The sequence below is a fragment of the Chryseobacterium sp. T20 genome (assembly GCF_047345655.1).
Taxonomy (GTDB): Bacteria; Bacteroidota; Bacteroidia; order Flavobacteriales; family Weeksellaceae; genus Chryseobacterium.
The window spans coordinates 20,721-45,921 of record NZ_JBLFDU010000020.1 but is presented as its reverse complement, the minus strand read 5'-3'; the positions used below and the strand labels follow the sequence as shown (position 1 = coordinate 45,921).

The window sequence follows — 25,201 nt, the reverse complement described above, 5'->3', positions numbered from 1 at the left end:
AATTTAATACAATTCTGGAGAAGAAAAGAGAAAAACCTTTTATTAAATATGTTTCAAATATAAGAAAGGCTTTGGAGAATAATAGAGTGTAATTTCTATTGGACACTGCAAATGTACGAATAAAAAATAAATAAGGCTTGTAAAGTGATTTACAAGCCTTATTATCATTAGCAAACTGCAATTTTGTCAACTCTGTTCTGGTGTCTTCCACCTTCGAAGTCTGTTGAAAGAAATTTATCTACAATTTCAATGGCTAGTTCTTTAGATATAAATCTTGCCGGCATTGAAATCATGTTGGCATCATTATGTTGTCTTGCCAGTGTTGCAATCTCCGGCATCCAGCATAATGCGCATCTTATCTTCTGGTGTTTGTTCGCAGTGATCTGAACTCCGTTTCCGCTTCCACAGATCAGAATTCCCAGCTCATTTTCTCCGTTTTCCACAGAGGTTGCCGCAGGATGTACAAAGTCCGGATAATCCACACTGTTTGTGGAAAACGTTCCAAAATCCTGAACTTCAAAACGTTCTGAAAGGTAGTTCTTAACAATCTCCTTATATTCATAGCCTGCATGGTCCGCTGCGATAGCAATTTTTCTTTTCATAATACTCTTATTAAGCTTTATTAGATTCTATTTCCTTACAAAGGTAAGAATAATAACAATTCGTGTTAGTAAACCCTGAGTTAATTGTGAAAAGGTATGTGAATAACTGTGGAAAACTTTTATCAACTTTCTATTTTTAAAGATCAATTTATTTCGTAATAGAAAATCTTTCCTCAAACTTTTACCACAACTTTCCAGATGTTTTCTTCAGCTATCCCCAGATTTTTCCATAATAAAATAACTAATAATGGTTTCATCTCAAAGTTATCAACATTTGTTAATAAGTATGTGAAATAGCGGGTTTACAGAGATTTATATTGTGAGTTAAATATGAGTTGAATAAAAGTTGAATGTTATCAATTTTTAGCCTAAAACTTATCCCCGAAACTAACAACACTCAACAACAACTACATTATTCTTTTTTTTAAAAGAGAAAAAATTGTTGATTAATGGGTGATTGGGTTCGGGGAAAGTTTTTGAAAACTTTTATTTTAATCAAACTGTTGAAAAAGTTTAAAACCTTACATTTGTGAAACAAAAATTCAATGAGATTTATGAAATTGTTCTTGCGAGATTTTACCGAAAGCTAAAACGGATTTTGAGCACGGCGGTTTCATAGGGCTTAGCAAAAAATAAATCTACTTATGAAAACAATCAATGATCTTAATTTTAAAGATAAGAAGGCTCTGGTAAGAGTGGACTTCAATGTTCCACAGGATGATCAACTGAAGGTGACAGACAACACAAGAATTGTGGCTGTGAAACCAACAGTGGAAAAGATCCTTAATGATGGTGGTTCTGTCATCTTAATCACACACCTTGGAAGACCTAAGGGAGAGGTTAAAGATGAATTTTCCCTTAAACATATTGTTGGCGAAGTTTCTGCTGTTTTAGGACAGGAAGTGAAATTTGTTGATGAGTGTATTGGAGAGAAGGCGGAGCAAGCAGCTGCAGATTTAAAACCAGGAGAGATCTTACTATTGGAAAATGTACGTTTTCATAACGAGGAGGAAAAAGGAGATGCTGCATTCGCAGAGAAGCTTTCAAAGTTAGGAGATGCTTATGTAAATGATGCATTTGGTACGGCACACAGAGCTCACGCTTCCACAGCAGTAATCGCTCAATATTTTCCATCAACTAAATATTTCGGTTTACTAATGGCTAAAGAGCTTCAGGCAATCGATAAAGTATTAAAGAGTGGTGAGAAACCAGTTACAGCTATTTTGGGTGGTTCTAAAGTTTCAACTAAAATTACCATTATAGAAAATATTCTTCCTGCAGTAGATAATCTGATCATTGGTGGAGGTATGGCATTTACTTTTATTAAGGCTCTTGGAGGGAAAATCGGTAATTCTCTTGTAGAAGAAGATAAACTTCCTTTAGCCCTTGAGATTTTAGGAAAAGCTAAAGAGCACAAAGTAAAAGTATATCTTCCGTCTGATGCCATTATCGCTGAAAGCTTTAGTAATGATGTGGAGAGAAAAGAAGTTGATATTTATACAATTCCTGAAGGATGGATGGGACTTGATGCAGGTAACAAATCAAGAGACCAGTTCAATGATGTATTATTAAACTCAAGAACAATTCTTTGGAATGGGCCAATTGGTGTTTTTGAAATGTCAAATTTTGCTGGCGGAACAGTTGCATTAGGGGAGAGTATCGCTGAAGCAACAAGATTAGGAGCTTTCTCTTTAGTAGGAGGAGGAGACAGTGTTGCTTTCGTGAAGCAATTCGGATATGCTGATCAGGTAAGCTACGTTTCTACCGGTGGTGGAGCAATGCTTGAAAGTCTTGAAGGACTTGAATTACCAGGAGTAGCAGCAATCAATAATTAATAGAAAATAAAAGATATTTTAAAGCCTGCTAATTATATTAGCAGGCTTTTTTTATTTCTTAAACTTAAAGAAAATCCTTTATTGATCGGAGTTTTAATACTATTTTAGATATAACTTATAGTTATATATGACTGGGTTCAATTCTCTTTCAGAGACTTATGTTTTTAATGAAATTTATGATCAGAATATTCTTGGAAAATTGATGAATTTATGTGATTTTATTTCTGGTTTTATTCTCATTTTACTTTGGTAAATGACCATTATTTTTGCAATACTATTGATGTAAAAAGTGATATTTTTTCTATGAATTATACCCTGTATTTCGAAAAATATAGAAGAAGTAGTTGATATGATTTTAAGAAAATTATTAGAGGATTTGAATTAAGATTGATGATTTCTTCTTTCAATTAAAAAGTGATTCTAATTATTTTTTAAAAATTATTTTGGAGAGATAGGTTTTACTTTATCTGTTTTAGGAAATCGTATTTTAGATTGTTTTAGTATTTAAATTTCTACTAAAAAAGGGTAGATATAAATTTTTGAAAACTTTAAATCTCTAAATTCAATGATTTTTTTATTTCACATAACAGTGATAGTGTTGTATCTTGTTGACTATTAATTATTAAACTTAGTTTTAATCTATTTTATCCTTATTATTTTCATGTGATAATCTTACTAAAACAATAGAAATCCATAGGTAACTATAATAAAATGAATAAGTTAATTACTTTTTGAATTTTTAAGACCTGTTTCCAGGATAAATTTAAGTGAGTTTTAATTTTTTATTTCTTAGACTTAAAAATTTTGCATGAAGTTTAACATTGTTTAGGTGCTTTCAACTTTTAAATTTTTTATTGAGTATTGATTTTTGAAATTCTCTACAATTATTGATTTTCATTTTTTTCCAGTTTTCTTAAAAAGAAGAGCGTGGCAATTTTTTATCAATTTTATTTTTTTGAAGTAGTGAAAAATTATTTTTATTAAAAATGATAGAGTGGAGGAGGGGAGCTTCTTTTTTTATCCTGGAAGAATTACTTTAGGAAGAAATTGGATTTTCTATTTTTTTGTCGTCAGAAATATATTTACCAGATCAGCTTTAATTTTTTCTTTTCAATAAAAATGTCGAAAAACGACCTTCATAAATAGCTTAAAAATCAATTTTCTCTCTTTTTTAGAGTGTTTGTATCTTATTTTATTTTGAAGTTAAATTGAAGCTGTTTTTGTGATAATTCATTTTGTTAAAACTAAATTTCTTCTTTTTTTCGCCGGTTTTTATGGTTTTATTGAAAACTGAATGAGAAAGTTCAATAAAAGCTTTAATACATAAATTACTGAGGAGATGATCTCTATTTTTCTTTATTATTAAAATGGAGTAGGGGAGATATTTTTTTATTGACAGGTAAGGAAGGTAAATTTCTATTTTATTTTTAAGTCTTTGCAAAATAGATGTAGGATTTAAAATATAAATGAATTCTAGAAAAAAGAAAACTCAGGAGAAAAAATCCTGAGTTTTTTATTTTTTAAGCTAAAAATGCCGAAAATTGACCTTCATAAATGGGTCAAAAATCGATTTTCTATCTTTTTTCGATAATATATATCAAACTTGAAAATTCGTTGGAAAACAATGCTTTTACGTTCGAAATTGTTCCGTAAACAACGGCTTTTACCCAAAATAGAGGAGATTTTTTATATTTTTCGCTCAACATGGAGATATAATAAGAATCTAGGACCAAAGGTTTGATCTTTCTCATTTTCCAGTCTGGATTTTTTGAAATTAAATTTTCCATTCCGTTTTTTGAAAAATGGTAGATATGTCTAGGGACATCATACGCAGCCCAATATTCTTTATAATGTTTGGCATCATAAGAAGTAGGGTTGGGAACAGCGATGACAAGAATCCCTTTTTCTTTTAATTTTCCATGAAATGTGCGAAGCATTTCATCCTGGTTTTCGATATGTTCAAATACATGCCAGAGTGTAATAGCATCTAAGGTGTTATCCTCAATTTTATGAATATTATCTAAAATAGAAGCTTTTGTTATTTTTCCCTGTGCTGCTTTTCTGGCATCAGCATCCGGTTCAAAGCCGAAAGTTTCAAAATCATTTTCTATATATTTTACAAACTCTCCGGCACCGCACCCGTAGTCAAGAACTTTTGATCCGTTTTTTATTCTGTCTACCAGTATATTTTTTTTATACTGCAGATTAAAAGACTGAAGAAATTTATAAAGCTTTTCTTTTAAACTTCCGGAATCCTGGTGATGAGAAATATAATCTTCACTTTCATAATATCTGGAAATATTGGAGGGAATAGGAGTGGTTTTGAATACCCCTTTTGTTTCAGTCTCTTTAATTTCAAATATTTCCTGTGAAAGAAAATGATCTTTTATTTTCATTGAAGTAAATATCTTTTATATGATAAAAAAATTAAGATATTCAGAAGTGTTTTACGCTTATAAATACCTTAATTTTTGTTTTTATTTTCTAATGTTTCACGTGAAACATTTTTTTTTAACGCCCTAGATAAACTAATAAAACATTAATATCAGCTGGGGAAACCCCGCTAATTCTTCCAGCCTGTGCAATAGTCTTCGGACGTACGTTAGACATCTTCTGTTTTGCTTCTGCAGAAAGGCTGGAAAGCTTTGTATAATCAAAATCTTCAGGAATTTTAATGTTTTCCAGACGATTTAATTTAGCAACGTTTTCTTTTTCTTTCTCAATATATCCTTTATACTTAATATTGATCTCTGCCTGTTCTCTTACTTCATCATTATATTGAGTGGAAACTTCTTTAATAAAATCAATTTCATCCAGTTTTTCTAATGTCATATTAGGTCTGGTAAGGATTTGAGCTGCTCTGTAAGCCTGATCTACAGGACTGCTTTCAATAGATTCCAAAACTGGATTGATAATACCTGGTTTTAAAGAAGTTTCGCGAAGAAACTCTTCAAGTGACTGGCTTTCAGATATTTTGGTTTCAACTCTTCTTAATCTGTCTTCTTTTGCCAATCCTAATTGGTATGCTTTCTCTGTTAATCTGATATCGGCATTATCCTGTCTTAAAAGAAGTCTGTATTCTGCACGAGAAGTGAACATTCTGTAAGGTTCTTCCGTTCCTTTTGTGATCAGGTCATCAATCAATACTCCAATATAAGCTTCATCTCTGTTTAGGATAAAATCTCCTTTTTCATGAACTTTATTATGTGCATTGATTCCGGCAATTAATCCCTGGCCTGCTGCTTCTTCATATCCGGTAGTTCCATTAATCTGTCCTGCGAAATATAAATTGTCAATTAATTTAGTTTCGAGTGTATGTTTTAATTGGGTAGGAGGGAAGTAGTCGTATTCAATAGCATAACCCGGACGAAAAACTTTTACATTTTCAAATCCTGGAATATGTTTCATAGCTTTGATCTGTACATCCTCAGGAAGAGAAGAGCTGAATCCGTTTACATAGATCTCTACTGTTTTCCATCCTTCCGGTTCTACGAAAAGCTGATGTCTGTTTCTTTCTGCAAAACGATTAATTTTATCTTCAATACTTGGACAGTATCTCGGACCTAAACTTTGGATCGTACCATTGAACATTGGACTTCTGTCAAAACCTTCTCTTAAAATATCGTGTACCGTTTCGTTAGTATATACGATATGACAGCTTAATTGTTTTGTCAGTTTGGGAGTATCAAGATAGCTGAACTTTTGAGGATTTTCATCTCCTTTCTGTTCTTCCATTTTTGAATAATCCAAACTTCTTCCATCTACTCTTGGTGGAGTTCCGGTTTTCATTCTTCCTGCTTCGAATCCTAAAGTGACCAATTGTTCTGTAATTCCAAAAGCTCTTGGTTCACCCATTCTTCCTCCGCCTAATTGTTTATCTCCAACGTGAATTAATCCGTTAAGAAAAGTTCCGTTAGTAAGAACTACAGATTTTGCTTTAATCTCAATTCCTAAAGAAGTAACAACTCCTGCTACTTTATTATTTTCAACAATCAGTTGTTTTACCATATCCTGAAAGAAATCAAGATTGGGAGTATTCTCTAATGCTAAACGCCATTCTTCGGCAAAAAGCATTCTATCATTTTGGGTTCTCGGAGACCACATCGCAGGACCTTTTGAAAGATTCAGCATCTTGAATTGGATGGCAGATTTGTCTGCTACAATTCCGGAATATCCTCCCATTGCATCAATCTCTCTTACGATCTGTCCTTTTGCGATTCCGCCCATTGCCGGGTTGCAACTCATCTGTCCGATGGTCTGCATATTCATTGTAATAAGTAGGGTTTTTGAACCGAGGTTAGCTGCTGCGGCTGCGGCTTCACAACCTGCGTGTCCGGCACCTACTACTATCACATCATATATTTCTGAAATCATTTTTATCTCGCTTGTTTTAAGCTTTAAACCTTATCTTTATAACCAATGTTTCACGTGAAACATTTTTGGAGAATGCACTCTAGGTAAACTTATATTGTTGCTAGAATAGAGTACTTTAGATATGGGACTTTAAGTGATTGTTCAATTCTAAAACTTCAAATCCCTGTATTTATCCAGGTACAGATCTTCCATTCTCCGCATCTCTTTTTCTTCCTCTTCCGTCTTATCTTTATAGCCTGCAAGGTGTAAAATACCGTGGGCTAAAACCCTTCTTAATTCTTCTTCATAATCTCGGGAAAGGGTAGAGGCGTTATCAGAAATGCGCTGCAAAGATACGAAAATCTCAGCGCTTATTGTCTTGCCTTTTACATAATCAAAAGTGATAATATCTGTATAATAATCATGCTGCAAATAATCCTGATTGATCTTAAGAAGATATTCATCATCACAGAAAATGTAATTGATTTCTCCTAGTTTTTTTCCTTCTGAAAGAATAAGATCTTCCAGCCATTTTTTGTAATCTGTACTTACCGACTCTGGTAAGTTTTCGTAAAAGAACTGTATCATTTTTTTAAAACCAGTGTCCTAATATAACACTGAATATACCTTTTTGGTTATTTTTTAGGGAGTGGCTAAAGTTGACTTTTATCTGCCCGAAAGGAGATTTGTAACCTGCCGTAATTCCCAGTGAACTATAATTTACTTTAACTGCATCCTCAAACTTGATATCGTTTGATAAGTTAGCAAAGGTAAAGTTTCCGCTGATAAAATAGTTTTTATTAAACTTAAACTGGACATCATTAGAAGCCAGTATTACATTGTTTGTATAAAGCTGAGCGAAATAGAATCCTCCAAAACTTTTAAAATTCATAAGATTCTGCTCAAAAATTCCTCCTAATCTATATTGGTAATAAGCAGGAAGGTTCTCGCCGAGAGTAACCCCTCCAAATAGATTCAGACGATAACTGAATTGTTTACCAAGTGGAATGTTAAGTTTTAGATCTGCTTTGATCTGAATGATTCTTTTGTCAACTTCAGACTTTAATAGATCTACAACCTTTCCTTCTGCAGCAAAATAAACCCCTTTGGTCGGGAATTCCTTATCATCCTGAGTATCGGTTTTGATAAAGATATAAGGGTTTAAAAAACGGCTGTAACGTCTGTTGTCTCCATTGCTGTTTTCCGCTTTAAAATAGTCATGGCTTATACCACCACCAATGGCAAATTTGTCCTTCCAAATGGACTGTATATAGGCTTCATTTCTGATCCATTCCCAACGGTCTACTACGTAATTGTCTACATTCTTTATATCAAAGCTCATCCCTGATGAATAAAGACCGACTCCAGGAATGTAACCGTTATCTATAAAATAATTCAGGTAATATCTCAGACGATCTCCCACAACAACATCCAGGGAAAGATTGGAATTTTTGAATAAAAGTCTTTTGGCAGAATAATTTAAAAGTAGTCCTGTTTTAAAAACTTCGTCATAATGGAGTCCGAATTTTAAAAAATGGCGGGCATCATCTTCAGTGACGTAAAGCTTCAGATAGTTGGCGTCATTCTCCTGAACGATATCATAATTGATAAATTTATAGTTATTCGTAGCAACCAGTTTATCAATCATTTTATTAATACTTCCATAGGTCTGCAAAGAGGGGAGACGCAATCCCATTTTACCCAGTGTGTAGTTTTTACCATAAATTTTACTTCCTTCAATGGAAATGCTATCGATCTTATAAACGTTCGAATATATTGGATTTACACGCTGTCTAAGACGATCAAATGGTTTCTTTGGAAGCTGGTCCAGTATCTGGGAATATTTTAATCCTTCCACATATCCGCTATCCAGAATTTTCTTTTTATCATCATAGCTTGTTGCAGACATCCCTTTCAGGTTGGGTTTGATATTGATGTCTGTATATTTATATTGTTTTCGGGTGTCTTTTTTAATTCCAAAATCAATAACCTGGTTCAGAATAGCTATAATATTGTTTAAATCCTCTCTTTTTGACAGATCCTGATTAAGGTCTACACCGATGACGATATCAATTCCTTTGTCCTTTAAAGGCTTTGAAGGATAGTTTACCGTCATAGCTCCGTCAATATAAATACTGTCCCCAATTTTTACCGGATCCATTAAAGATGGGAATGCAGAACTCGCCATAATAGACTGTACCAGATCTCCCTTTTCAAAGATCTGCATATTGCCGCTTTCAAGATTGGTAGCGACACAAAGGAATGGGATAGGCATTTTGGAAAAGTCCTCAATATTGGAAACGTTTTTAAAAAGTTCTTTCAGAAGATAAACGTTTCTTTGTCCGGTACTGATAGAGGAGGGAAGTGTGATTTTTCCGTTTTTAAGCGGAATGGATAAAAGATATTTGTCTACAGATTTATTGAAAAAGCTGGCTTCCTGCCGGGACTTTGGATCCATAATGAGAGAATAGAAATCCGTATCCATGACTATTTTTTCTATTTCTTTCCCGGAGTAGCCGGCGGCATACAATCCACCTACAATAGCTCCCATACTGGTTCCGGAAATATAGTCTACTTTCACTCCCAATGAATCCAGTACTTTAAGAACTCCGACATGTGAAAACCCCTTGGCACCACCACCGGCAAGTGATAGCCCTATTTTTGGATTCTTCGGAATTACCAAATCTTTTTTTACCTGAGAATGGATCAATAACAATTGGAATATGGAAAGCAGAATCAGGAGTTTTCTCATAGTTAATCTTTTATATAAATCCGTTTCACCCGGGGCGAAATGGAGGTTAATACTTCATAGGTTATCGTTTTGCAGTATCCTGCGAATTCTTTTAAGCTTGGTTTGGCATTGAAAACAGTTACCGTATCGCCTTCTTTTACGTTGGGAATATGGTCTACATTAATCATCATCATATCCATGCAGATATTTCCGACAATAGGTGCAAGAGTTTTATTTACCCCTACATTTCCTACCTGATTTCCGATCAGTCTTGGAATTCCGTCTGCATATCCCACAGGAATTGTTGCAATTCTTGTAGGATGATCTGCTTTATATCTTCTGCTGTAGCCTACTGATTCACCATTTTCAACGGTTGATATCTGTGAAATTACGGTTTTAAAGCTTACCACAGATCGTAATTGTTTCTGAATTTCAGGATCTGCAGATTCTCCCAGCATACCGATACCGATTCTCACCATGTCGTGCTGATGATCTTTATAGCTGGTAATTCCTGCTGAATTCAGAATATGACTGATAGGAGTGTAGCCTAGTTTTTCAATAAGGTAACTGGAATTTTTTTCGAATACCTCTAGTTGTTGTAAAGTGAATTCTTTTTCTTCAGGCATATCAGAAGAAGATAAATGACTGAACATACTTTGAACCTTTACGTTTTTCTGACTTAAAGTTTCGCTTAACTGATCCAGCTCAAAATCTTTGAAACCAAGACGGTGCATTCCTGTTTCCAGCTTAATATGGATTGGATATTTCTTATCATATCCGGATTTCTGAACGGCTTCATAGAATAGTTCCAATACTCTGAAACTATAAATTTCAGGCTCAAGGTTGTATTCTATAATAGTCTGATAGCTGTGCTGCTCAGGATTCATAACAATAATAGGAGTTGTGATCCCTTTTTTACGAAGTTCTACCCCTTCATCTGCATAGGCTACCCCAAGATAATCTATATGATGATGCTGAAGAAATTCTGACACTTCAAAACTTCCCAGTCCGTAAGCATTGGCTTTTACCATAGCCATCATTTTAGTTCCGGGTTTCAGAAGTGATTTATGATAGTTGATATTATGAAGAATCGCGTTAAGATTCACCTCCAATACCGTGTCATGTTTTCTGAGTTCAAGAATATCTTTCAGTTTTTCGATCTCAAATTTTCTGGCTCCTTTGAGCAGAATAATCTGATTTTCTATATCAGTAAGATGTTTACTTTCAATGAGCTCTTTAGTGTCAATGAAAGTATATGTTTTAGCTTTAAATAATTCACTAAAGTTTGATATTTCATCGCCAATTAAGAATACAGAATCAAAATGCTGCTCATTCACCAGTTCAGAAACTTCTTCATACAATTCTTTGGCATTGGAATTCACTCCTACAATATCTGTTAAGACCAAAGATTTTTTAGATTTGTTGTATTCATTCAAAAACTGCAGGGCAGTCTTCAAAGAGTCGAGGTCAAGATTAAAAGAATCGTTGATGACAATATTGCCCTTAATTCCTTCAATCGCTTCAAGCCTCATTTCAACGGCTTTTAAAAGGTTGATTTTTTCAACGATCTTTTTATTTTCGATATTCAGTTCCTTGAGTACGGAGATAAGCGCCATAGCGTTGGTTAATGTCGCTTCATCTCTCTGGTGAACCGGAAAACTGATTTCTTCACCCAAATATTCAACAATGATGTTTTCATCTTTGGAAATATTGTTTTTGATGAAAACCTGATTCTCTTTTTTAAAACCGTAAGAAATTAATTTTTTATCGGAATAGGAGTTTTTAATTTTTTGATCCACCAAAGAATTATCTCCATTATAAATGATCACTTCAGAATTTTTGAAAAGACTGATTTTTTCATCTATCAGTTCTTCATCGGAGGAAAAATTGGCAGCATGGGCAGTTCCAATGTGGGTAAGCAGTCCGATCTGAGGGTGGAAAATATTTTCAAGTTTTTCCATTTCATGTGGTTTTGAAATCCCTACCTCAAAAATTCCCAGCTGATGGGAACTGTTGATCTGAAGAAGAGACAAGGGAAGACCGATCTGAGAATTAAAACTTTTAGGGCTTTTTACAGTAGGAAACTCGTTCCATAAACATTGATACAACCATTCTTTTAAAATAGTTTTCCCATTACTTCCTGTAATTCCGATAGATTGTAAATGAGAATGTTCGAAATGATACTTTGCTAATTTTTGAAGAAACTCTACGGAATTTTCAACAATAATCCAGGTAATATTTTCAAACTCCGGATAATGATGTTCAGAAATAATGACATTGATACCTCTGTCCATTGCAGATTCAATAAATTTTTCTCCGGAATTTTTCTGAGTATTGATGGCAATAAAGGCTGTATTTTTGGTAGAATAAATAATTCTGCTGTCGTAAGCTATATTTTTGATCAATAAATTTCCGTCTCCAATGATCTGTGCATTGGTGATCTCTGCAATGTGTTGTACTGTATAATTCATTGGTACCCTTTCTGCTTTATTTTGAGCGAAACTGCAAAAAGGTAAAACTGCAAAAGAAATGAAGACCATTTTATCATCTTCTTTCCTTTTTAATATTTTACAATAAAGCTTTTTCGCTTTTCATTTTAATAGTAAGTGAATATATTGTATGGTTTGATGCAAACAGCTGTTTTCTCTGTTTTGCTTTTATCCATTTATTATTTTCTTTTTGAAAGTACTTCGTCAATAAAAACACGGCGGCTTACTGCTTCATAGCTTTCTGTTTCTCCTAATTCTACCAGATTATCTCCCTGAGAAGTTCTCATGGAATAGTTGGCCAGATTACCTGTTCTCTTACAAATAGCATGCACTTTTGTAACATATTCGGCAGTCGCCATCAAATTAGGCATTGGTCCGAACGGACGGCCCAAAAAATCCATATCCAATCCTGCAATAACCACCCTGATACCGCTATTGGCAAGCTGATTGGCAACATCCACAATGCTTTCATCAAAAAACTGAGCTTCATCAATGGCTACTACATCACAATTGGAAGCGAGCAGAAGAATTTCATTAGGGTTTTCTACTGCTGTACTACGGATTTTATTCTGATTATGAGAGACTACATCCTCTTCAGAATACCGTATATCCATTTTAGGTTTAAAAATTTCTACATTCTGTCCTGCCATTTCCGCTCTTCGCAATCTGCGGATAAGTTCCTCGGTTTTACCGGAAAACATAGAGCCACAAATCACTTCCATCCAACCACTTTGTTTGGAATGATTAATTGTATTTTCTAAAAACATTTGTTAAATTAGCCGTATATTTTTAACATCAAAAGTAAGCAATTTTAATAAGAATCTTATTATGCAGAATATCCAAGATTTAAAGGAAAAGATTTTTTTTGAATCCATGAATATCATTGATAATCTGGACAAAATAAGCAATATAGACGAATTACTTTCCAAGCAAGATCTTGTAGATGAGCTTGCTAACAGGATTTCTTTTTTGAAATTGCTGGAAAAAAATATTGAATACTTCGTAGCAGACAATCCGGCGCAGAATCCCGATAATCAGTTTGTGTCTTTTGCTTCAGGAGAAGCAGATCATCATGATACGGGAAACGAAGTGATGGAAGAGGAAGCTATTTTCAATAATGAACTTAACGAAATTGATGAAAATGAAGTTTTTTCAGATGAACCTGAAGAAGAAGCTGTTTTCAACAATCAGTTGAATGAAATTGTCGAAAATGAATTCCATGAAAATATTGTAAGCTTTGTAGAAGAAAACAAGGAAGAAAAATTACCGGAAAATATTCAGGAAGAGAGTCCTGAACATGAAACTCTGGAAGAAGAAGCCGCTTTCAATAATGAGCTGAACGAAATTGATGAAAATGAAATTTCAGAAGAACAGAGAGCTGTTTTGAGTTTTGTGGATGAAGATAAAATCCTTGCAGATTCTACCCCGGATTCGGATGAAGATCTTAATGAAGATCTGTTTTATAATGAAGTCACAGAAGAAGAAGCTATTTTCAATAATCAGCTTAATGAAATAGAAGAGGAGGAAGAGGAAACTTCTGAACCGGACTCTGAAAAAGAAACTGATTTTGCAATCGTAAATGATGCTAAATTGCCGGTAACAGAAACAATTCCGAGCATTTTTGATACGGAAACGCTGGATGATGAAATCCTGATTGAAGAAAACGAAGAACAGTTTGTTGCTTCAAACGTTTCCATAGAGCAGGGAGAAATGGCTACGGAAACTTCTAATGTAGAAAATATCCTGAGTGAGATTAAAAACGACCATTCTGAAGAAGAAACAAAAGAAGAAAGCATTCTTGCTGAAGTCTATGATCGCAGAAAGATTGTTGACATCGATAAACCTGTTCCCGAAGAAACAGATAAACATCGTTCCGATGAAAGCTTCGAAAATTTAGAAGAATATCATCGGGAGAAAAAAATAAAATTAGCCAATATCAAAGGAATGAAGGCTGTTCAGTCACTTTTTGATGACGATCACCTGGAGCTTCCCAAAGAAGAGAAAACTTCTCCGGTTGTAAAAGAAGACCAAGGAAGTATTCTGAAATCCAATATTCCGACCAATTTCATGGAAGCAGACAAGCTGAAACCTGAATTTAAACTGGATCTGAATGACAGACTTGCTTTCACGAAGATGCTTTTTGAAGGCAGCCAGGCAGATCTGAACGATACTGTTTATCAGCTGAATCAATTCAGAACACTGGAAGAAGCCAAAGAATATCTCAGCGATCTGTATTACGACAGAAAATGGAATAAGGTGGATGAATATGCACAGAGACTTTGGATATTGGTGGAAAATAAATTCTTATAATTTTGAGCGGAATCCTATATTTTGTTCCCACACCCGTTGGGAACCTGGAAGACATGACATTCAGGGCGGTAAATGTCCTGAAAGAAGTAGATTATATTTTATGTGAAGACACCAGAACTTCCGGAATACTTTTAAAACATTTTGAGATCTCAAAACCTTTAAAGTCCTATCATTTACACAATGAGCATCAGGCAACAGAGAAAGTGATTGCAGACCTTAAAAGCGGGCAGAATATCGCTATTATTACCGATGCAGGAACACCGGGTATTTCGGATCCCGGATATTTGCTGGCCAAAGCAGGAGCAGATAATAATATTGACATGATTTGCCTTCCCGGAGCAACCGCTCTGATTCCGGCACTTGTGGTTTCGGGACTTCCTAATAATGAATTTCTATTCGCAGGATTTCTGCCACAGAAAAAAGGAAGACAAACCAAACTGAAACAGCTTGCTGAAGAAAAAAAGACGATTGTTTTGTACGAAAGTCCACATAAAATCAATACCACGCTGGAGCAGATTAAAGAATTCTTCGGAGAAGAAACCAAAGTAAGCTTAAGCCGTGAGATCTCTAAAAAATTTGAAGAAACCAAACGCGGAACAATCAATGAATTAATTGAGTTTTCCAAGAGTAAAACTTTAAAAGGGGAGATCGTTCTTATTGTCAATAATTCTATTTAATTTTCTTTGAAGAAATTAGTTTTTGTATTGTGTTCTGTAGTCTGTACGGCACAGACTAACCAATATATGAAGGTAATCCTGTCGAATAAAACAGGGAAAGAAATCAGTTCTTATTCGGAAGGATATGGAACATTCTATGATAGTGGATACAAGAAACAGGGAATAGTAGATTCTTTAGGAACGATTACATTTGAATCTCCTTACAAAGGAGGTATTCTGCATGTCTTCAAAAACCGGTTTATCCTTTATTCTGAGGAAGGAAATAGCCGAAAATCAGCGGTTATTGACGAAAAAGGAACAGAGCTTATACCTCTACATGATCAGGAATTTAATACACCTTGGTGGAGTGAAGATTGTATCATCTCATCCAAACAGAATGCTGAAGCCGTCTATGATTTTAACGGGAAAGAAATCATTCCTTATGCAGAAAAGATCCGTTTTTCAGGGAAGAACAGACTTTTTGTTTTAAAAGATAAAAAATGGTTTCTGTATGACCTTAAAGGCAAGCAGCTCAGCAATCGTGAATTTAAAGAAGACTACAGCTTTGAAGAGGGTAGAGCACTGATCATCAATGAAGACAATGAAAAAGAAATCATTGGAAATAACGGACAGACTCTGCACAAATTTTCAAAACAAGTGGTAGATATCAATGCCTATCCTTATCTGGTTACCCAAAATAAGGCTACAGGAAAATATGGCTTGATTGATGCTGACGGAAATACAATTGCTGAAGAAATCTATAATGATATCGCTCCGGAATACTTTGGTAAAAAAGAGTATATCTACCTTACAAAAAACGGAAAAACAACAGTTTTCAGCAAAAAAGACAAGAAGTTGTATGCACAGACTTTTAAATATTTAAATCCTTTATTGAATAATTATTTCGGTGTCTACAATGATAAAGTAAAGAAATCAGGAATTATAGACCTGGAAGGAAATGTTATTCTTCCACTCGAATATGATTTCATCAGAAGTTTTACCATTTCAGGAAAAGACTTTATTTACCTTAAAAAAGGAAATGAAGAGAAGTTTCTCGATAAAGATCTTAAAAATATTGTGGGTGACGGGGTTCAGATTTTAGGTTTTTATCCTGATAATCTTATTATTGGAAAAGATAATCGCTACTACAGATTTTCAGTGAAAGATCAGTCATTATCTGAGTTGAAAAATATCAGCCAGATCAAAAAAGAAGATGTTGAATATTTTAATCCTCTGAATCAGTATTCAAAACCTCTGGTCTGCAGAAATACAGGCAATTTATATGGGATTCTTGATGGGAAAGGAACAGAAATTGTACCGTTTGTTTACGAAGATATTATCACATTCGGGAATGCTGAAAACGAAATTGTCGTTAAAAAAGAAGGAAAATTCGGGGTTTCCAATTTTCAGAATGAGCCTTTGAAAGAAATTATTTATGATAAATATTTTTGGCAGAAAGAAGTATTAAGACTGGATAAGAGTAAAAAAACAGACTTTATTTATTTCACCAGATTTAAAAATAATTCGGTTCAACTTTAATGAAAATCCTGATAATCATCAAAAAAATAGTAGTATTTTGACAATTTAAATGGGTTGAATAACATTTTATAATATCTTTGCAAACCGTTTAATTCCGGAAAGGAATTGTAGAAACATGAAGAGGCAGCTGTCACAAGCTGAACGAGTTATAAAAGAAAATAATTGTCAATAGATATGAAAATATTAGAAGGAAAAGTAGCACTAATTACCGGAGCTACAAGAGGAATCGGTAAAGGTATCGCTGAAATGTTTGCTCAGCAAGGAGCAAAAGTAGCATTTACCTACGCTGGCTCTGTAGACAAAGCAAAAGAATTAGAAGCAGCTTTAAGTTCTGTAACCCAAATTAAGGGATATCAGTCTGACGCATCAGATTATGATGCTGCTCAGAAATTGGTGGAAGATGTGATGGCAGAGTTCGGGCAGATTGATATTTTGGTAAACAATGCAGGGATTACAAAAGATAACCTGTTATTGAGAATGTCCAAAGAAGATTGGGATAAAGTAATCAAAGTAAACTTAGATTCAGTTTTCAACCTTACAAAAGCGGTTATCAAGCCGATGATGAAGGCAAGATCAGGATCTATCATCAATATGACTTCTGTAGTAGGTGTGAAAGGTAATGCCGGACAAGCCAACTATGCAGCTTCTAAAGCTGGGGTGATCGGATTTACAAAATCTGTGGCACTGGAGTTAGGATCAAGAAATATCAGATGTAATGCGATTGCACCTGGATTTATTGAAACTGAAATGACTGCTGTTCTGGATGAAAAAACAGTTCAGGGATGGAGAGAAGAAATTCCAATGAAGAGAGGAGGACAGCCTGCAGATATTGCGAATGCATGTATATTCTTAGGCAGCGAAATGTCTGCATACATTACCGGACAGACGTTAAACGTTGACGGCGGAATGTTAACTTAGAAAATGAAAAAAGTACAGAATATAGTATTATTCTTGTCCGTTTTATTAATCATCGGTCTGACATACATTAGTTTCTTTAATGTATATCAGACCGATGATTATTTTTGTTCCTATGCCACCAGAAAACTTGGACTGTTACAATGTTTTATAGATACCTATACAACATGGGGCGGAAGGTATTTCGGATATTCTATGAATATGTTTAATCCTGTCTTTTATGACAGTAAAAATATTGTTCCGAAAATATATCCTGTCTTTTTGATGCTTTCCTTTATTGGAGTTTCCGCATTAAACTTTAAAGAATATTTCAACTATTCTTTCAAAGAGTCCATTAAAAAAGGCTTCCTTTTGTTTTTCTTTTATACGATGCTTCTGGTAAGCCTGCCTGAGCATTACTTCTGGATCACAGGTTCCAATATCTACTTCGTTCCTGCAATTTTAGCGGGTATTTTACTCTATTTTATTAAAAAAAATAAAGATACGGGAGAGAATATCTGGTTTTATCTTTCCCTACTACTTATTATACTGCTGATGGGTTCCAATGAAATTCTGGCATTGATTGTATGGGGAATTCTGTTGGTGTCTTATTATCAGAAACGCAATAAGAAAAACCTGACTTTGGTATTGACTGCAAGCGTCTTTTTATTGGTAAGTTTTCTTGCACCTGGGAACTTCAACAGAATGGGGGAAACCGAACAAGGAATTATAAAATGGGTGAAAAGAATAGGTCTTTTTGGAGCCAATACGCTCTATGTTGCTGCCAAAGTTCTCTTAATACTCCCATTATTTATGATGGTTTTTGAAGAAGAACTCAAAAAAATAATGAGCCGGATAACCTTTAAAAAAGCTGTTTTATTCTGGTTGGTTTCATTGATTCCTTTGTTATTTACAGGGTATATTCTAACCTCCATTGCAAGACAGTTTGAAAGTATTATCTTCTATTTTCTAATCACTTTATCACTAATCTTCTTTTTTAAATTTGAAAAAATTAAAAAGCTCTGGTGGATTTCCCTTTTCATTATTTTCCTTCCTGAGCTCAAAGTTTTCCCGGAGAAATATTCTTATTTTAATATTGATCTTAATGGTGAAAATATAGTCATGGAGCTTCTGACTACAGATCTCAAGAAATATGAAAGAGAGATGAATGAAAGAGTTGAGATAATTAAAAACTCTTCTCAGGATTCTGTGGTGGTAGATAAAATAAAAGAAGTTCCGAGAATTTTATATATGGATGAAATGGCTTCTGTAAAAGAGGAAAAAACCTATGTAAATGATCAGCTTGAAAAATATTTCAATAAAAAATACATCAGAACAAAAGAATAAATAAAGGCTTTAGATTGAGTATCTAAAGCCTTTTGTTGTATTTCTAGTCCTTAAAAACCTGGTTTTCCTGTTCCTGAACTCTGATAAAAGTTGTTCTTTTGGACAGTTCCTTAAGCTGCGAAGCTCCTACATAAGTACAGGTGGATCTCACGCCTCCTAAAATATCCTTTACGGTGTCTGAAATCGGCCCTTTATACGCTACTTTCACAGTTTTTCCTTCAGAAGCACGATATTCTGCTACGCCTCCGGAATGCTTGTCCATAGCTGTTTTGGAACTCATTCCATAGAAAGAACGATATTTTTTACCGTTTTCTTCAATCATTTCTCCGCCACTTTCATCATGTCCGGCAAACATTCCTCCCAGCATGACGAAATCTGCACCGCCGCCAAAGGCTTTTGCTACATCACCGGGAACTTTACATCCGCCATCAGCGATGATATGCCCGCCTAGTCCATGAGCGGCATCAGCACATTCTATAATTGCAGAAAGCTGAGGATATCCTACTCCGGTTTTTACTCTTGTAGTACACACTGATCCTGGGCCAATACCTACTTTGATGATGTCTGCCCCTACCAATAGAAGCTCTTCTACCATTTCTCCGGTAACCACATTTCCGGCCATAATAATTTTATCCGGGAAATTGGCCCTTGCTTTCTTCACAAATTCAACGAAATGCTCAGAATAACCATTGGCTACATCTATACAGAGAAACTCAATTTTTGGGTGCTTTTCGAGAATCTGCTTTATTTTCTCTTCATCCGCTTTTCCTGTTCCGGTACTCAAAGCAATATACTGATGAATACTTTCAGGCTGACTGTCCAGAAACTGACTCCATTCATCAGGAGTATAATGTTTATGAACAGCAGTAATAATTTTCTCTTTTGCCAGTTCCACGGCCATTTCAAAAGTTCCTACTGTATCCATATTGGCGGCAATCACAGGAACTCCTGTCCATTTTTTCTTGGTATGCTTAAAGGTAAATTCTCTTTGTAAATCAACTTCCGAACGGGATTTTAAAGTAGAACGTTTAGGGCGGAACATTACATCCTTAAACCCCAGTTTTATGTCATATTCTATACGCATTTTGTAATTATTTGTCAGAATAAAGGTAGTAAATAATCTTGAACAGGCACTTGATCAGGGAATGCTTTTTCCGGTTTATGGAACAAAAAAACAGGGTTTGAAAAACTTATTTCAAACCCTGTTTTATTTATTTCAATACTTCAACTCAGCGTTAGGCTGAATAGAATTTTCTGATATTTCCAGAATTATTTTGCCTCTTTTACATTTTCAAAAGTCATCACTTCTTCCAATGTTTTCATGTATTCATAAGCTGTCAGGTCAAACTTTACCGGAACAATAGAAATATATCCGTTAGCCAATGCTGTTTCATCAGCATCTTCAGAATCATCCATATTGTTGAAATAACCGGTTAACCAGTAATATTTTTTACCGTGCGGATTGATTCTTTCATCAAAGCTTTCTTCCCATTTGGCATTGGCCTGTTTACAGACTTTTACTCCCTTAATCTCTTCTGCCGGAAGTTTAGGAATATTTACGTTCAGAACAACTCCTTTGGGCATTGGGTTTTCCAACGTTCTTCTAACGATATTCTGAATAAATTCCTTAGCTTGGGTAAAATCTGCTTCCCAGCTGAAATCCAGTAATGAGAATCCAATAGCAGGAATTCCTTCAACACCAGCTTCTACTGCAGCCGACATGGTCCCTGAATAGATTACATTGATAGAAGAATTCGCCCCGTGATTGATCCCTGAAACTACAATATCAGGTCTTCTGGTCAGAATTTTATCAAGAGCCATTTTTACACAGTCTACAGGAGTTCCGCTGCAGGAAAAATCTGTCTGCGGACCATCCAGGGTAACTTCTTCGTAACTTAGGGTAGAATTGATAGTAATAGCGTGGCCTTTTCCACTTTGAGGAGAGTTGGGTGCTACAACCACTACTTCTCCGATTTCATTCATAAAACTGATAAGATTTCTGATACCAGGAGCTGTAATTCCGTCATCATTAGTCACCAGAATAAGTGGTCTTTCCATAAATTATCTTTAATTTTTTATTTAAATAGAGTGAGTTTGTTCATTTTCAGAATTGAACAAATAGATTTTCAACACATCAAATGTAGGTAAAAATCAGACGCAATAAAATACCGGATTGGGATTGGCTGTACTGAAAAGAGAAATAAAATTCTCATACTTTGACTGATAGAATGAAGAACAAAGCATAGATAAGGAAAAACGCCTAGCGCAGAAAATAAAACTGAAATGAAGGAAATCTAATATGAACTTCATTTCAGTTTTAATGTAAGTGGTTGTACAAAATAATAAACTAGTCGAGAGGCTTTCTGCCGGAAATGATATTATAAAGAATAACAATAATGGCAATGACCAGTAAAACGTGAATTAAATAACCTGTGCTCATTCCGGGAACTACTCCTAGCATTCCCAATAACCAAACAACGATGCAGATGACTGCGACTAACCATAATAAACTTTTCATGACTTAATATTTTGAATTTGTATGGTTAATTCTCTGCATATTTTATGCCTTTATGGCTAAAAAATGGTTTTTGTGGTATGTGTTTTCTGTTTTTTGGTTAAAAAATAAAAATTTAGTGATGCCTAGAAAAAATAATGATGAGTACCATTTTATAATGAAACTGTCTGATAATAGGAAATGATTCATACTGTCTTGATTATTTGCAAATCTCTTTAAATAAAAATGATCAAAACTGTCGATATTTGTAAATAAGGTATTAAATTTGATCATTTGTAACAGTACCAAACTTACTGCTACTAATTATTATACTTATTTTAAAAAAATTAATAAATAAAGACAGTTTATGTGGAAAAATTTCAAACTGAATAAATTTTTACTCCTGATTCCATTAACCAGTCTAATGTTTTGTTTCAACTCGCCACAGAATGACGATGAAAAGATGCAGACGATAATGGTGAGCGTAAAAAACACACTTTCTTATCTGCATTATAGCCCGAAATCTATCAATGATGCCTATTCGAAGGACGTTTATAAGCATTATTTCGAATTGGTAGATCCAGCGAAAAGATATTTTCTGCAATCTGATATGGATGAATTCAGCAAGCATGAAACCAAGCTTGATGACTATATCGGACAAGGTGATCTTACATTCTATAAGCTGACCATTGACAGACTCTACCAAAGAGTGGATGAGATTGATAAAATCACACAGGATATCTTCAGCAAGCCCATCAATCTTCAGGAAGATGAAACGCTTACTCTTGAGCCCAAACTAAAAAAAGTACCTGCCAACAAACAGGAACAGTATAACGAGTGGAAAAAATTCATCAAATACAACATCCTTCAGGAAGTTGAGTCGATGAACAGCAAAGAAGAGGCTCAGAAAGAAAAGAAAGACTCTGTTCAGAAATACAAACTGAAAGATACGATCAAGTTTAAGCCACTTACTCAGGACGAGAAGATCAAAAAAGCGACTGATGAAGTAAAAGACCTTGTAAAAGATACTTTCACAAGATTCAAAAAGAGAAAGAAAATGGATTGGTTTACCGTGTATATGAATGCGTATACAGAAGTATTCGATCCGCATACCAACTATTATTCTCCAAAAGATAAAGAAGATTTTGATACTCAGTTTACCGGAAAAGTAATTGGTATCGGAGCTCTGATTCAGGAGAAAAAAGGAAACCTTTACTTAGGAGCACTTACCATTGGTGCACCGGCATGGAAATCCAAGCAGCTTTCAGAAGGAGATAAAATCCTGAAAGTAAGATCAAAACCGAAAGAAGATGCTGTAAATGTGGTAGGAATGCTTTCTGATGAAGCAGTAAGATTAATCAGAGGTGAAAAGGGAACTCCGGTAACCTTAACGGTTCAGAAAAAAGACGGTACCATTAAAGATGTAACCATGATCCGTGAAGAGGTTGCTATTGAAGATACTTTTGCAAGAAGTATTGTAGTGAACACTCCAAATGGAAAAAAATACGGTTTCATCAACCTTCCAAGTTTTAATGCTGATTTTGAAAATGCCAAAGGAAGAAACGCTTCTGATGACATCAAAAATGAAATCATTAAGCTTAAAGAACAGAATATTCAGGGAATTATTCTTGACCTTAGAAATAATGGAGGAGGTTCTTTAACTGAAGTAGGAGATATCATGGGACTTTTCATGGAAGCTGGTCCTTACGTTCAGGTGAAAGACGGAAACGGAAAAATACAGACGCTTAAGAACAAAAATGAAACTCCAATCTGGACAGGTCCGTTGGTTATCATGCAAAATGAACTTTCGGCTTCAGCTTCAGAAATCCTTGCAGGAGTAATGCATGATTATGGTAGAGCGATGATTATCGGATCTCCACAGTCATTCGGAAAAGGTACCGTTCAGACTTTTGTTGATCTGAACAGATTCCTGAACACTGAAGATGATTTCGGATCTCTAAAACTGACAATTCAGAAGTTCTACAGAATTACCGGAGAATCTACACAGAGAAAAGGAATCGTGTCTGATATCCAGATGAAAGACTTCTTTACGTATGCTGAAGTAGGAGAGCGATATGATGATTATGCATTGGCTTGGGATAAAATTCCACCTACAAAATTCCAGAAACTGAATTATTTCAATATCCAGGCACTGGAAAAGGCAAGTGCAGACAGAATGGCTAAAAACAGCAATTACCAGTTGCTATTAGAATCTGCTCAGTGGAGAGAAAAACTGGATAAAGAAGAAAATATCACTTTGAATATTACCAAGTTCAATGAGCTGATGAAGAACAGAAAATCTCAGATTGAAAAGTTCAAAGCTTTGACAAAATTCGAGAACGGTCTTCAGTTCATGATGTATCCAAGTGAAATTGAAAGAGAGAAAAAAGACGAAGCTTTCAAGAAAAAATCTGAAATGTGGATCAAGAATCTGAAAAAAGATCTTTACCTGCAGGAAGCAATGAATATTGTATCAGACATGGGAGCTAAATCCTAAACATAAAAAAGCCGCTAATGAAAATTAGCGGCTTTTTTATTGAATAAAGTAGATTACTCAATTTCTACACATCCCACTCTTCCTCCTGCATTTCCGGTAGGCTGGGTATGGAAATCATCTGCTGCAGAGTGTACAATAAGACCTTTTCCAATGATGTTTTTAGACTCATCCGTACAACCCAGGCACCATTTGTCTGTCTTGAAAGTCAATGTCGCTGTTCCGCTCTGATCAGCAACCAGGTTTCCTATATCTCCCATATGGAAATGTTCAGCACCCCATTTACCATGATCATTCTTCGAAGGATTCCAGTGACCTCCTGTAGAAGTTCCGTCTGCTGCAGAGCAGTCTCCTTTTTCATGAATGTGTACTGCATGGATTCCGGGAGTAAGGTTGGTAATATCCAGCTTCATTGTTACTTCATTTCCATTTTGAGTAAACTTCGCTGTTCCTCCTGTCTGTGTTCCGCTTTTGGCATTTACCGAGTATGTTTTTGTTGTTCCGCATGAAACGGCAAAAACTGCAAATCCCGCCAATAATGCTAATGTTTGTACTTTCATTTGTTAAATGATTTATAGTGATTTTACGATAAATTTAAAAAAGATTTTCCAAAGGGCTTTATGATCTCACTCTTTTTTGAAAAACTTAGTTGGAATGATTGCTTTAATACAACCTGTTTTAACCTTAAATTCTGAAACTTAGCTCTGGAGTAAAGCGAGGTGAAAAAAAGCTTATTTTAGTGGGTAGAAAGCCATTTATAAATCAAATCCCGAAGGCAGCAAAGAAATAGAAAATGATTATTCTGTATACATTCATCAGCGAAGCAAAACATCAGCCTCTTCTTGATAGGTATCTACCTTTTTTTTCTATGAAAATTAGACAGGATATCCTGAGGTACAGCAGATGGCAGGATGCACAGCTTTCTTTATTGGGAAAAGTTCTTTTACAATATGGTTTAAAGACTTATTATAACATTGCTGAAGCAGAAATAGGTATTCTTCCCAACAAAAAGCCTTATTTAAAGGGACTTGATCTTCATTTTAATATCTCGCATTCTAAAGATCTTGTGGTATGTGCCATTGCAGAATATCCCTTGGGAATTGATCTAGAATTCAATAGTCCTGAAGTCAGTTATCTGGATTTTGAATTCCAGATGACGGCAAATGAGTTCAAGGAAATTCATAATTCTGAGGATAAAACAAAAAGTTTCTTTACGTATTGGACGAGAAAAGAAGCGGTAATAAAAGTCCATGGAGCAGGAATGATGCTACCTCTGGATTCTTTTGAAATTTTGCATAATGAGTGTATTATTGAAGATGAAAAATTCTTTACCAAAGAGATTTTTATTCATGAGGATTATCCCGCTTGTATCGCCTCTTCAGATCAAAAAATTAAGGATGTGAACCCTCTTATTAAATACTTTGAAGAGGACGTTTGAATGTAAAAATAAAATGATA

Annotated in this window: 19 protein-coding genes; 8 read left to right on the top strand and 11 right to left on the bottom strand. The window is 34.8% G+C overall.

Features of this window, described 5'->3' with window-relative positions:
* Positions 1–167: 167 nt before the first annotated feature.
* Positions 168–602, bottom strand: a complete 435-nt coding sequence (rpiB, locus tag ACMA47_RS24745) for a ribose 5-phosphate isomerase B (protein WP_027372149.1) — start codon at positions 600–602, stop codon at positions 168–170.
* A gap of 644 nt (positions 603–1,246) precedes the next feature.
* Here rpiB and ACMA47_RS24740 point away from each other — a divergent pair.
* Complete coding sequence (locus tag ACMA47_RS24740) at positions 1,247–2,437, top strand: phosphoglycerate kinase (protein WP_413931935.1); 1,191 nt, start codon at positions 1,247–1,249, stop codon at positions 2,435–2,437.
* Between the two features lie 1,574 nt (positions 2,438–4,011).
* Here the strand turns inward: ACMA47_RS24740 and ACMA47_RS24735 are convergent.
* From ACMA47_RS24735 to ACMA47_RS24710, 6 genes are all read right to left on the bottom strand, one after another.
* Positions 4,012–4,833 (bottom strand): class I SAM-dependent methyltransferase, encoded by an 822-nt coding sequence (locus ACMA47_RS24735; RefSeq protein ID WP_413931934.1) that lies wholly within the window; start codon positions 4,831–4,833, stop codon positions 4,012–4,014.
* A gap of 115 nt (positions 4,834–4,948) precedes the next feature.
* Positions 4,949–6,811, bottom strand: coding sequence for a tRNA uridine-5-carboxymethylaminomethyl(34) synthesis enzyme MnmG (mnmG, locus tag ACMA47_RS24730; RefSeq protein WP_142018202.1), 1,863 nt, complete (start codon positions 6,809–6,811; stop codon positions 4,949–4,951).
* A gap of 147 nt (positions 6,812–6,958) precedes the next feature.
* Positions 6,959–7,378: an rRNA maturation RNase YbeY gene (gene ybeY / locus ACMA47_RS24725; RefSeq protein WP_034694045.1), complete on the bottom strand. Its 420-nt coding sequence runs from the start codon at positions 7,376–7,378 to the stop codon at positions 6,959–6,961.
* A gap of 4 nt (positions 7,379–7,382) precedes the next feature.
* The gene (locus ACMA47_RS24720) at positions 7,383–9,542 is read right to left on the bottom strand and encodes a patatin-like phospholipase family protein (RefSeq protein WP_413931933.1); all 2,160 of its coding nucleotides are present in this window, start codon (positions 9,540–9,542) and stop codon (positions 7,383–7,385) included.
* A gap of 2 nt (positions 9,543–9,544) precedes the next feature.
* Complete coding sequence (locus ACMA47_RS24715) at positions 9,545–11,992, bottom strand: bifunctional UDP-N-acetylmuramoyl-tripeptide:D-alanyl-D-alanine ligase/alanine racemase (protein ID WP_413931932.1); 2,448 nt, start codon at positions 11,990–11,992, stop codon at positions 9,545–9,547.
* 197 nt (positions 11,993–12,189) lie between these two features.
* The gene (locus tag ACMA47_RS24710; RefSeq protein WP_034694049.1) at positions 12,190–12,777 is read right to left on the bottom strand and encodes a thymidine kinase; all 588 of its coding nucleotides are present in this window, start codon (positions 12,775–12,777) and stop codon (positions 12,190–12,192) included.
* 61 nt (positions 12,778–12,838) lie between these two features.
* On the opposite strand from ACMA47_RS24710, the gene ACMA47_RS24705 reads away from it, so the two are divergent.
* The 5 genes from ACMA47_RS24705 (at position 12,839) to ACMA47_RS24685 (ending at position 18,756) form a co-directional block, all read left to right on the top strand.
* Entirely contained in the window at positions 12,839–14,320 is a 1,482-nt protein-coding gene (locus tag ACMA47_RS24705; RefSeq protein ID WP_413931931.1) for a hypothetical protein, read from the top strand.
* Between the two features lie 2 nt (positions 14,321–14,322).
* Positions 14,323–14,997 carry a 16S rRNA (cytidine(1402)-2'-O)-methyltransferase gene (gene rsmI / locus ACMA47_RS24700; RefSeq protein ID WP_318847655.1) on the top strand — a complete coding sequence of 225 codons (675 nt, stop codon included), beginning with the start codon at positions 14,323–14,325 and terminating at the stop codon, positions 14,995–14,997.
* Positions 14,998–15,003: 6 nt separating this feature from the next.
* Positions 15,004–16,515 carry a WG repeat-containing protein gene (locus ACMA47_RS24695; protein WP_413931930.1) on the top strand — a complete coding sequence of 504 codons (1,512 nt, stop codon included), beginning with the start codon at positions 15,004–15,006 and terminating at the stop codon, positions 16,513–16,515.
* 174 nt (positions 16,516–16,689) lie between these two features.
* Positions 16,690–17,433 carry a 3-oxoacyl-[acyl-carrier-protein] reductase gene (gene fabG, locus ACMA47_RS24690; RefSeq protein ID WP_413931929.1) on the top strand — a complete coding sequence of 248 codons (744 nt, stop codon included), beginning with the start codon at positions 16,690–16,692 and terminating at the stop codon, positions 17,431–17,433.
* A 3-nt stretch (positions 17,434–17,436) separates the two neighbouring features.
* A complete protein-coding gene (locus ACMA47_RS24685; protein WP_413931928.1) occupies positions 17,437–18,756 on the top strand; it encodes a DUF6056 family protein in 1,320 nt (439 codons plus the stop codon).
* 43 nt (positions 18,757–18,799) lie between these two features.
* Here the strand turns inward: ACMA47_RS24685 and ACMA47_RS24680 are convergent, their stop codons facing one another.
* From ACMA47_RS24680 to ACMA47_RS24670, 3 genes are all read right to left on the bottom strand, one after another.
* On the bottom strand, positions 18,800–19,840 hold the full coding sequence (locus ACMA47_RS24680) for a GMP reductase (RefSeq protein WP_413931927.1): 1,041 nt from the start codon (positions 19,838–19,840) through the stop codon (positions 18,800–18,802).
* A 185-nt stretch (positions 19,841–20,025) separates the two neighbouring features.
* Positions 20,026–20,814, bottom strand: coding sequence for a 5'/3'-nucleotidase SurE (gene surE, locus ACMA47_RS24675; RefSeq protein WP_034694061.1), 789 nt, complete (start codon positions 20,812–20,814; stop codon positions 20,026–20,028).
* A 289-nt stretch (positions 20,815–21,103) separates the two neighbouring features.
* The gene (locus ACMA47_RS24670) at positions 21,104–21,274 is read right to left on the bottom strand and encodes a lmo0937 family membrane protein (RefSeq protein WP_110008970.1); all 171 of its coding nucleotides are present in this window, start codon (positions 21,272–21,274) and stop codon (positions 21,104–21,106) included.
* A 343-nt stretch (positions 21,275–21,617) separates the two neighbouring features.
* Here ACMA47_RS24670 and ACMA47_RS24665 point away from each other — a divergent pair, with 343 nt between their 5' ends.
* The gene (locus ACMA47_RS24665; protein ID WP_413931926.1) at positions 21,618–23,747 is read left to right on the top strand and encodes a carboxy terminal-processing peptidase; all 2,130 of its coding nucleotides are present in this window, start codon (positions 21,618–21,620) and stop codon (positions 23,745–23,747) included.
* Between the two features lie 53 nt (positions 23,748–23,800).
* On the opposite strand, the gene ACMA47_RS24660 is transcribed toward ACMA47_RS24665, so the two are convergent.
* Positions 23,801–24,304: a superoxide dismutase family protein gene (locus ACMA47_RS24660; protein ID WP_413931925.1), complete on the bottom strand. Its 504-nt coding sequence runs from the start codon at positions 24,302–24,304 to the stop codon at positions 23,801–23,803.
* Between the two features lie 308 nt (positions 24,305–24,612).
* Between ACMA47_RS24660 and ACMA47_RS24655 the strand changes: the two genes are divergently transcribed.
* Positions 24,613–25,182 (top strand): 4'-phosphopantetheinyl transferase family protein, encoded by a 570-nt coding sequence (locus tag ACMA47_RS24655; protein ID WP_413931924.1) that lies wholly within the window; start codon positions 24,613–24,615, stop codon positions 25,180–25,182.
* Positions 25,183–25,201 lie beyond the last annotated feature (19 nt).

Coding starts and splice junctions, on each gene's coding strand:
- mnmG (WP_142018202.1), bottom strand. CDS start 6,811: ATGATTTCAGAAATATATGATGTGATAGTAGTAGGTGCCGGACACGCA.
- ACMA47_RS24740 (WP_413931935.1), top strand. CDS start 1,247: ATGAAAACAATCAATGATCTTAATTTTAAAGATAAGAAGGCTCTGGTA.
- ACMA47_RS24670 (WP_110008970.1), bottom strand. CDS start 21,274: ATGAAAAGTTTATTATGGTTAGTCGCAGTCATCTGCATCGTTGTTTGG.
- ACMA47_RS24720 (WP_413931933.1), bottom strand. CDS start 9,542: ATGAGAAAACTCCTGATTCTGCTTTCCATATTCCAATTGTTATTGATC.
- ybeY (WP_034694045.1), bottom strand. CDS start 7,378: ATGATACAGTTCTTTTACGAAAACTTACCAGAGTCGGTAAGTACAGAT.
- ACMA47_RS24655 (WP_413931924.1), top strand. CDS start 24,613: ATGAAAATTAGACAGGATATCCTGAGGTACAGCAGATGGCAGGATGCA.
- ACMA47_RS24705 (WP_413931931.1), top strand. CDS start 12,839: ATGCAGAATATCCAAGATTTAAAGGAAAAGATTTTTTTTGAATCCATG.
- rpiB (WP_027372149.1), bottom strand. CDS start 602: ATGAAAAGAAAAATTGCTATCGCAGCGGACCATGCAGGCTATGAATAT.
- ACMA47_RS24710 (WP_034694049.1), bottom strand. CDS start 12,777: ATGTTTTTAGAAAATACAATTAATCATTCCAAACAAAGTGGTTGGATG.
- ACMA47_RS24665 (WP_413931926.1), top strand. CDS start 21,618: ATGTGGAAAAATTTCAAACTGAATAAATTTTTACTCCTGATTCCATTA.
- ACMA47_RS24685 (WP_413931928.1), top strand. CDS start 17,437: ATGAAAAAAGTACAGAATATAGTATTATTCTTGTCCGTTTTATTAATC.
- ACMA47_RS24680 (WP_413931927.1), bottom strand. CDS start 19,840: ATGCGTATAGAATATGACATAAAACTGGGGTTTAAGGATGTAATGTTC.
- ACMA47_RS24660 (WP_413931925.1), bottom strand. CDS start 24,304: ATGAAAGTACAAACATTAGCATTATTGGCGGGATTTGCAGTTTTTGCC.
- ACMA47_RS24735 (WP_413931934.1), bottom strand. CDS start 4,833: ATGAAAATAAAAGATCATTTTCTTTCACAGGAAATATTTGAAATTAAA.
- surE (WP_034694061.1), bottom strand. CDS start 20,814: ATGGAAAGACCACTTATTCTGGTGACTAATGATGACGGAATTACAGCT.
- ACMA47_RS24715 (WP_413931932.1), bottom strand. CDS start 11,992: ATGAATTATACAGTACAACACATTGCAGAGATCACCAATGCACAGATC.
- fabG (WP_413931929.1), top strand. CDS start 16,690: ATGAAAATATTAGAAGGAAAAGTAGCACTAATTACCGGAGCTACAAGA.